The sequence below is a fragment of the Micromonospora sp. URMC 106 genome (genome assembly GCF_051386395.1).
In the GTDB taxonomy this organism is placed as follows: Bacteria; Actinomycetota; Actinomycetes; order Mycobacteriales; family Micromonosporaceae; genus Micromonospora.
Genome location: NZ_JBPQTP010000177.1, coordinates 1 through 8182 on the forward strand (window position 1 = coordinate 1; position 8182 = coordinate 8182).

Annotated in this window: 8 protein-coding genes; 5 read left to right on the forward strand and 3 right to left on the reverse strand. The window is 76.5% G+C overall.

What is annotated here, in order from left to right; genetic code table 11:
* Nucleotides 1-44 precede the first annotated feature (44 nt).
* A complete protein-coding gene (locus ACSNOB_RS30780) occupies nucleotides 45-1373 on the reverse strand; it encodes an HRDC domain-containing protein (RefSeq protein WP_436690826.1) in 1329 nt (442 codons plus the stop codon).
* A gap of 209 nt (nucleotides 1374-1582) precedes the next feature.
* Here ACSNOB_RS30780 and ACSNOB_RS30785 point away from each other — a divergent pair, with 209 nt between their 5' ends.
* A complete protein-coding gene (locus ACSNOB_RS30785) occupies nucleotides 1583-2806 on the forward strand; it encodes a trypsin-like peptidase domain-containing protein (RefSeq protein WP_436690829.1) in 1224 nt (407 codons plus the stop codon).
* Between the two features lie 79 nt (nucleotides 2807-2885).
* Entirely contained in the window at nucleotides 2886-3701 is an 816-nt protein-coding gene (locus ACSNOB_RS30790) for a hypothetical protein (RefSeq protein WP_436690831.1), read from the forward strand.
* Between the two features lie 17 nt (nucleotides 3702-3718).
* Here the strand turns inward: ACSNOB_RS30790 and ACSNOB_RS30795 are convergent, their stop codons facing one another.
* Nucleotides 3719-4291, reverse strand: coding sequence for a DUF3000 domain-containing protein (locus tag ACSNOB_RS30795; protein WP_436690833.1), 573 nt, complete (start codon nucleotides 4289-4291; stop codon nucleotides 3719-3721).
* Between the two features lie 197 nt (nucleotides 4292-4488).
* On the opposite strand from ACSNOB_RS30795, the gene hemE reads away from it, so the two are divergent.
* Genes hemE through hemQ form a run of 3 tightly spaced genes read left to right on the forward strand, consistent with a single transcriptional unit; the run spans nucleotide 4489 to nucleotide 7699 of the window.
* Complete coding sequence (gene hemE, locus ACSNOB_RS30800) at nucleotides 4489-5586, forward strand: uroporphyrinogen decarboxylase (protein WP_436690835.1); 1098 nt, start codon at nucleotides 4489-4491, stop codon at nucleotides 5584-5586.
* 5 nt (nucleotides 5587-5591) lie between these two features.
* Nucleotides 5592-7001 carry a protoporphyrinogen oxidase gene (gene hemG, locus ACSNOB_RS30805; protein ID WP_436690837.1) on the forward strand — a complete coding sequence of 470 codons (1410 nt, stop codon included), beginning with the start codon at nucleotides 5592-5594 and terminating at the stop codon, nucleotides 6999-7001.
* A complete protein-coding gene (gene hemQ / locus ACSNOB_RS30810; RefSeq protein ID WP_436690839.1) occupies nucleotides 6998-7699 on the forward strand; it encodes a hydrogen peroxide-dependent heme synthase in 702 nt (233 codons plus the stop codon). Before hemG ends, hemQ begins: the two co-directional genes overlap by 4 nt.
* Before the next feature lie 118 nt (nucleotides 7700-7817).
* Here the strand turns inward: hemQ and ACSNOB_RS30815 are convergent.
* Nucleotides 7818-8182: cellulose binding domain-containing protein (locus ACSNOB_RS30815; RefSeq protein WP_436690841.1), on the reverse strand; the 365-nt coding region annotated here is incomplete at its 5' end.

Here is an 8182-nt window from a genome sequence, read left to right on the forward strand (position 1 = left end):
GGCCCGCAGCCCGGCCTGCGCCGCGGGGGCCGGGGCGGGGCGGGTCAGGGAGCGGGGGGTGGGTCCTGGAGGGCTTCGGTGAGGCCGGGAAGGAGGAGCGTGATCTGCCACTCGCGGGCGTTGAGGCCGCGGAGGGTCTCCGCCACGGTCTCCTCGGTGACCTCCTCCGGGGGGACCCAGGCCAGGCGGCGGACCGAGTCGGGGGCGATCAGGTTCTCCGGGGGCAGGTTGTGCGTCCCGGCGATGCGGACCACCACCTCCCGGCACCGGGTCAGCCGGGCCGCCGCCACCGGGTCCCGCTCGGCCCAGCGGTGCGGCGGCGGGGGACCCTCGACGGTCGGCGCGACCGGCAGCGCGTCCTCCGGCAGTTGCCGGGCGTCGTCCAGCGCGGCCAGCCAGGTGCGAGCCAGCCGCCGCACCGAGCGCCCGCCGAAGCCGGGCAGGGTGAGCAGGGTCTTCTCGTCCTTCGGGTCCAGCTCGGCCGCCGCGACGATGGCCGAGTCCGGCAGCACCCGCCCCGGGGCGGCGTCCCGCCGGGCGGCGATCTGGTCCCTGGCGTACCAGAGGGACCGCACGCGCGCCTGGGCACGCGCCCCGCGCACCCGGTGGATGCCCGAGGTGCGCCGCCAGGGCTCGGCCCGGACCCGGGGCGGCCGGGCGCCGGTGCGCACGAGCGCGGCGAATTCCTCGGCGGCCCAGGCGGACTTGCCCTGCCGGGTCAACTCCTCGTCCAGCGCGTCGCGCAGGTCGACCAGCATCTCCACGTCCAGCGCGGCGTAGGTCAGCCAGGACTCCGGCAGCGGCCGGGTCGACCAGTCGGCCGCCGAGTGGTGCTTCTCCAGGCTGTAGCCGAGTAGCTGCTCGGTCAGTGCGGCCAGGCCGACCCGCTCGAATCCGGCCAGCCGGGCGGCCAGTTCGGTGTCGAAGAGCCGGCGCGGGCGCAGCCCCAGCTCGGCCAGGCAGGGCAGGTCCTGGCTGGCGGCGTGGAGCACCCACTCGGCCTCGCCGATCACCGTGTCGAGGGCACCCAGGTCCGGCAGCGGCAGCGGGTCGATCAGCGCCGTGCCCGAGCCGGCCCGGCGCAGCTGCACCAGGTAGGCCCGCTGGCTGTAGCGGTAGCCCGAGGCCCGCTCGGCGTCGAGCGCGACCGGGCCGGTGCCGGCGGCGAAGCGGGCCACGACCTCGGCGAGCTCGTCCGGCGTGGCCGCCGGCTGGGGTGTGCCCTCGCGTGGCGCGGTCAGCGGTACGGGCCCGTCGGCGTTCGGTTCGGTCCCCGCGTCCTCCGGCTCCGGCCGGGCCGACGGCGGGCGGTGTGCTTCGTTTCCCGTACGGCTTTCGGCGGCCCGACGGCGCAGGGGTGGTTCGTCGGTCACCTGACAACCCTAGTGCGCGACGCGATCCGGCGCGTGCAGCCGGTCCGGTGTGTGTCGGTGGGACGACCGGGCGGGTCCTTCCGCGAGCCGGACATCGGGGAAGACAAACCCCCTTCACGCAGGTACGGTCCATCGAGCCGTTTGCGCCGGTGCGGCATCATCGGGCACTGCGCACACTGCGGAGCGTCTACGGGGAGGGCAAGGCGATCATGACTGCTGGCTACGGGTCGGCGGACACGGGCCCGGCGGGGCCGGGCGACGGGGGTCACCGGCCGGGGCCCCTGCCGCCCCGGATCGAGCCGGCCGCGCCGGCGTACCCGCAGCACGCCCCGGGGCAGGCTCCCGCCGCGCCGCCGCGCGCCACCTGGTCGCCGCCGCCGCAGCAGGGCCAGTGGGGCGCCGCGCCGGCCGCCCCCGCCGGCTGGGGGCACGGCGCCGCGCCGGCGCCGCAGGGCAGCCCGACGCCTGCCGGCACCACCCCGGGCGCCGGTTGGCCCCCTGCCGCCGGGCAGCCGTCCCCGGGCAATCCCGGCCAGCCGTCCGTCCCCGGGCAGTCCTCCGTGCCCGGTCAGTCGTCGGTTCCCGGGCAGCCGCCGGTCGGCGGGCCCGCCCAGCCGTACCCGGCCGGCGTCGTCCAGGCCGGCGCGCCGGCCCCCCGCGGCCGCTGGCTGACCGTCACCGCGCTCGTGCTCGCCGGGTTGCTGGCCGTGGTGACCGGCGTCCAGGCGTACCAGATCCACCGGCTCTCCGACCGGCTCGGTGACACCGACCGCCGGCTGGACGCGGCGCAGGCCGGCGACGGGACCCGGCTCGACGGGCTGGAGAACCGGACGCAGGCGCTGGAGAAGCAGGCCGGCGCCGCGTTCAACCCGGAGGCCGTCGCCAGCGCGGTGCTGCCCAGCGTGTTCCGGGTCCGGGCCGGCAACTCCACCGGCACGGCGTTCGCGATCGGCAAGCCGGCCGCCGGCGGGGGCACCAACCTGTTCACCAACTACCACGTGGTCGAGTCGCTCTGGGAGACCGGTGAGCGGGAGGTCTTCCTGGAGCGCACCGACCAGCGCTTTCCGGCGACCATCGTCCGGGTTGACGAGGCGAACGACGTCGCCCACCTGCGGACCACCGGCAAGTTCACCGGCCTGGTCGCCGCGCCCGCCGCCGTGAAGTCCGGGCAGCAGATCGTGGTCGTCGGCGCGCCGCTCGGCCTGGAGGACAGCGTCACCACCGGCGTGGTGAGCGCCTTCCGCCAGGCCGGGGGCGGGGAGGGCCCGGTTATCCAGTTCGACGCCCCGATCAACCCCGGCAACTCCGGCGGTCCGGTGATCAACGGCAGCAAGCAGGTGGTCGGCATCGCCACCGCCAAGGCCCGCGACGCCGAGGGCATCGGCCTCGCCGTGCCGATCAAGGTCGCCTGCGACGGCTTCAAGATCTGCTGACCCGGTCAGCTTTCGCACCGTACCCACCCGGTCCGGCGGCCACTGTCGCCGCGACCAGCTCACGTGGAGGAAGAACGACATGTCCCAGCCACCGACCGGGCCGGGCGGCTTCCCGCCGCCGTACCCCTCGCAGCCGCCGGCCGCGCCCGGTCAGCCGCCGTCGGGCGGCGCGCCGTACGGCACCACCTACGGCACCCCCCGCCAGCACACTCCCGACCAGGCCGCGCCGCAGCAGTACGGCGCCCAGCCCGGCGCCGGCTACCCGCAGTCGGCGCCGCCGGCCGGGTCCGCGGGCTACCCGCAGTCGGCGCCGCCGGCCGGCTCCGGCTACGGCACGCCGGCTCCCGCCGGCCAGGTCTCCGTCCCGCCGGCCTTCGGGCAGCCGATGTCCGTGCCCCCGGCGTCGGGGCCGGCCTTCGGGCAGCCGATGTCCGCCCCGCCCGGCTCCGCCCCGCCCTTCGGCGCTCCCGCGGCGGGCGCCGGCAGTAGCCGGAAGGTGCTGGTCCTGGCCGTGGTGGCCGGGCTGCTCTTCGTCCTCGGCGGGGTCATGACCGGCCTGTTCGTGTCGACCAACAACGAGCTGGGCCGCACCGAGAAGAAGATGGCCAGCGAGGTCAGCCAGCGGGACGGCACCATCGCGGCGAACGGCAAGGAGATCGAGAAGCTCAAGGCCGACCTCCAGGCCGTGCGGGACAAGCTGGACGACACCGAGCAGGACCTCACCGGCACCCGCAACGACCGGGACGAGCAGGCCCGGCAGAAGAAGGTCATCGCCAACTGCCTCGACAAGCTGACCACGGCCCTCGCCGCGGCGGCGAACGGCAACAAGGCGGCCTACGACAGGGCCGTCCAGGGCATGGACAAGATCTGCAACGAGGCCGAGCGCTACCTCTGAGGTGACCCGTCGCGGGGTCAGGCCGCGCCGGCGGGGCGACGCTCCGGCAGCGCGGTCACCCCGGGCGGGGGCAGCCCGGCGGTCGAGGCCAGCAGCGCGCACCAGGCGAGCAGGTGCGGGGCGAGGTCGTCGTCGACCGGGGTCCAGGAGGCGCGGATCTCGATGTCGCCGGCCGCGGGCGGCCCGGCCAGGTCGCCGAACCGGGTCGACATGGTCTGGGTGATCGTGCCGCCGATCGCGCGGTGACCGGCGTCCTGCGCGTCCAGGGCGTCGGTCAGCCACGTCCAGCCCACCCCGGGCAGCAGCGGGTCGGCGGCCAGGTCGACCTCCAACTCCGCGGTCACGTAGGTGACCAGCCGCAGGGTGCCCTGCCACGCCTCGTGCCCCGCCGGGTCGTGCAGCAGGATCAGCCGCCCGGAGGCCACCTCGTCGCCGTCGCGCACGACGGCGGCGGAGAGCGCGAAGGCGTACGGGGCCAGGCGCTGCGGCGCGCCGACCTCCTCCAACACGATCTCCGGCCGGGGCGCCGCGGACCGCAGCCCGGCGACCGCGCGGGCGAAGGTCTCGGGGAGCGCGGTCGGGGGGGCCATGCCGGCAGCCTATGCCCGGCGACCGGCCATCGCCGGAAACGGCGCGCCGGTGCCGGCCGTCCCGCGGCCCGGTGACGCCGGCCCCACGCCCACGGCGGACGGGGCCGCCGGGGGCGCCGTCGCCGCCGGGCTGACGGGGGTCACAAAAGGCGGCGCTGCCCGCTGTCGCGAAGGCGCCGCGTGGCACGATGGCCGCGATGACCACCACCACGACGGGCGACGACGCCCGAGACGAAGACCCCCGCCCCGGCGGACCGGCCGACTCTCCCTTCGTCCGGGCCTGCCGGCGCCTGCCCGTCCCGCACACCCCGGTCTGGTTCATGCGGCAGGCCGGCCGGTCACTGCCGGAGTACCGCGAGATCCGGGCCAACGTGGCGATGCTGGAGTCCTGCCGCCGCCCCGAGCTGGTCACCGAGATCACCCTCCAGCCGGTACGTCGGCACGGGGTCGACGCCGCGATCCTGTTCAGCGACATCGTGGTGCCGGTCGCCGCCGCCGGGGTGGATCTCGACATCGTGCCCGGCACCGGCCCCGTGGTCGCCGAGCCGGTCCGCACCCTGCCCGACGTGGAGCGGATCCGGCCCATCACCCGCGACGACGTCTCCTACGTGGACGAGGCGGTCCGGATGCTCGTCGCCGAGCTGGGCGACACCCCGCTGATCGGCTTCGCCGGCGCGCCGTTCACCCTGGCCAGCTACCTCGTCGAGGGCGGCCCGTCGCGGACCCACGCGAAGACCAAGGCCATGATGTACGGCCAGCCGGAGCTCTGGCACGCGCTCTGCGGCCGGCTGGCCGAGGTGACGCTGGCGTTCCTGCGGGTCCAGATCGCCGCCGGGGTCTCCGCGGTGCAGCTCTTCGACTCCTGGGCCGGCGCGCTCTCCGAGGCCGACTACCGCAACTTCGTGCAGCCGCACTCGGCGGCCGTGCTCGCCGGGCTGGCCGACGCGGGCGTGCCCCGCATCCACTTCGGGGTGGGCACCGGCGAGCTGCTCGGGGCGATGGGCGAGGCCGGCGCCGACGTGGTCGGCGTCGACTGGCGTATGCCGCTGGACGTGGCGACCCGCCGGATCGGCCCGGACAAGGCCGTGCAGGGCAACCTCGACCCGTGCGTGCTGCTCGCGCCGTGGCCGGTTGTCGAGGGCGAGGTGCGGCGGATCCTGGCGCAGGGCCGGGCCGCGCCCGGACACGTGTTCAACCTGGGGCACGGCGTGCTGCCGGAGACCGACCCCGACGTGCTGACGCGGGTGGTGGCCCTGGTGCACGAGCTGTCCGCCCAGCCGGCCGACCGGGGCTGAGCGGCATGCGGGCGCCGTGGCGGGTGGCGGTGGTCGGCGGCGGCATCGCCGGGCTGGCCGCGGCGGTCCGGTTGCGCGACCGCGCACCCGCCGACACCGAGATCACCGTCTACGAGCAGTCCGGCGCGCTCGGCGGCAAGCTGCGCACCGGCGAGCTGGCTGGTTCGGCGGTGGAGTTCGGCGCCGAGTCGTTCCTCATGCGCGACCCGGCCGGGGGCGAGTCCGCCGCCGTGGCCCTGGTCCGCCGGCTCGGCCTGGGCGATCGGATCGTGCACCCCACCGTCGGGCAGGCCGCGCTCGTCGTGGACGGCGGGCTGCGCCCGATCCCCGGCGGCACGCTGGTGGGCGTACCCGGGGACCTGGAGAAGGTGGCCGCGGTCGCGCGCCCGGCGGCGGACGCCGACGTCGACGCGGGCCGGCCGCTGCTCGGCGCGGACGACGACGTCCCGGTCGGCGCGCTGGTCCGGGCCCGGTTCGGCGACGAGGTGGTCGACCGGCTGGTCGACCCGATGCTCGGCGGCGTGTACGCCGGCCGGGCCGACGACCTGTCCCTGGTGACCACGATGCCGGCGCTGGCCCGGGCGGCCCGGGTGGAGCACACCCTGGTGGGCGCGGTGCGCGCCGCGCAGGCCGCCGCCCCCCGGGCGCCGGGCGCGCCGGTCTTCGGCACCCTGGCCGGCGGGCTGAGCACGCTGGTCGAGGCCGCGACGGCGGCCAGCGGGGCAACCGTCCGGCGGGGCGCGGCCGTACGCGAGCTGACCCCGACCGGGGCCGGGTGGCGGCTGACCGTCGGCCCGACCCGCGACCCGGAGCTGGCCGACGTCGACGCCGTGGTCCTGGCCGTGCCGGCCCGACCGGCGGCCCGGCTGCTCGCCGGCTGGGCCCCGGAGGCGGCGGCGGACGTCGGCGGGCTGGACTACGCCAGCGTCGCGCTGATCACCCTGGCGCTGCCCGAGCCGCGACTGCCGGAGCTGTCCGGTTTCCTGGTGCCCAGCACCGAGGGCCTGCTGATCAAGGCGTCGACCTTCTTCACCACGAAGTGGGGGCACCTGCGCCGGGCCGACGGGCTGGCACTGGTCCGCGCCTCCGTCGGCCGGTACGGCGAGGAGCGCCAGGTGCAGCGCACCGACGAGGACCTGGCCGCCACGGTGCACCGGGAGCTGTCGGCGGTGCTCGGTGTGTCGCTGCCCGCCCCGGTCGCCGGGCACGTGCAGCGCTGGGGCGGGTCGCTGCCGCAGTACACCCCGGGGCACGCCGACCGGGTGGCCGCCGCGCGGGCCGTGCTGCGGGCGAACCACCCGACGCTCGTCCTGGCGGGCGCCGGGTACGACGGGGTCGGCATCCCGGTCTGCGTCCGCTCCGGCGAGACGGCGGCCGAAGAGATCATCACAGCACTGGGAGGATCGGGGACATGACCGAGCAGACCAACGCGGCCCGGCTGCGGGAGCTCAATGCCAGCATCCGCTACACCATGTGGTCGGTGTACCGGGCCAGCAGCCCGCTCCCGTCGCTGCGCGAGAACGTCACCGGCGAGGTCGAGGCCCTCTTCGAGGAACTGGCCGGCAAGGACGTGGTCGTCCGCGGCACGTACGACGTCTCCGGCCTGCGCGCCGACGCGGACCTGATGATCTGGTGGCACTCCGCGTCCAGCGACGCCCTCCAGGACGCCTACCTGCGGTTCCGGCGCACCACGCTGGGGCGGGCGCTCACCCCGGTCTGGTCCCAGATGGCCCTGCACCGCCCGGCGGAGTTCAACAAGAGCCACATCCCGGCGTTCCTCGCCGGCGAGGAGGCGCGGCCGTACCTCTGCGTCTACCCGTTCGTCCGCTCGTACGAGTGGTACCTGCTGCCGGACGCCGAGCGGCGCGAGCTGCTCGCGGAGCACGGCAAGATGGCCCGCGGCTACCCCGACGTGCGGGCCAACACGGTCGCCTCGTTCGCCCTCGGCGACTACGAGTGGATGCTCGCGTTCGAGGCCGACGAGCTGCACCGCATCGTCGACCTGATGCGTGACCTGCGGGGCTCCGCCGCCCGCCGGCACGTCCGGGAGGAGATCCCGTTCTACACGGGCCGCCGCCGCTCGATCGCCGACATCGTCAACTGCCTCGTCTGACCCGGGCCGCGCCCCGGCGCCCCGCCCGGAGCGCCCCCCCCCGGAGCGTGGGCGCGGGCCGGCCGGGGTCGCGCCCGGAGGGAGTGGGACGCGGCCCCGGCCGGGGTTCCGGTGCGGATCAGGTCACGGTCGTGCAGGTGAGCGTCGGTGTGCTGTTGGTGCCGGACCACGAGCCGAGGAAGCCGAACGTAGTGCTCGCCCCGGCCCCGAGCGCCCCGTTGTGGGCGGCGTTGCGCGCGGTGACCCGCGTCCCGCTGGTGGTCACGGTGGCGTTCCACGCCGACGTGACCTGCTGGCCGTCGGCGTAGGTCCAGGTCACCGACCAGCCCCTGACGGCCCCACCGCCCGCGGTCACCTGCACCTCGCCCTGGAACCCGCCGGCCCACTGGCCGGTGACCCGGTACGTCGCCGAGCAGGCCCCGGCCGGCGGCGGAGTCGTCGGCGGCGGCGTGGTGGGCGGGGGAGTGGTCGGCGGGGGTGTGG

Bases quoted from the DNA above. Each gene is read 5' to 3' on its own strand.
- hemE (WP_436690835.1), top strand. From the start codon at position 4,489: ATGACCACCACCACGACGGGCGACGACGCCCGAGACGAAGACCCCCGC.
- ACSNOB_RS30785 (WP_436690829.1), top strand. From the start codon at position 1,583: ATGACTGCTGGCTACGGGTCGGCGGACACGGGCCCGGCGGGGCCGGGC.
- ACSNOB_RS30790 (WP_436690831.1), top strand. From the start codon at position 2,886: ATGTCCCAGCCACCGACCGGGCCGGGCGGCTTCCCGCCGCCGTACCCC.
- ACSNOB_RS30795 (WP_436690833.1), bottom strand. From the start codon at position 4,291: ATGGCCCCCCCGACCGCGCTCCCCGAGACCTTCGCCCGCGCGGTCGCC.
- hemG (WP_436690837.1), top strand. From the start codon at position 5,592: ATGCGGGCGCCGTGGCGGGTGGCGGTGGTCGGCGGCGGCATCGCCGGG.
- hemQ (WP_436690839.1), top strand. From the start codon at position 6,998: ATGACCGAGCAGACCAACGCGGCCCGGCTGCGGGAGCTCAATGCCAGC.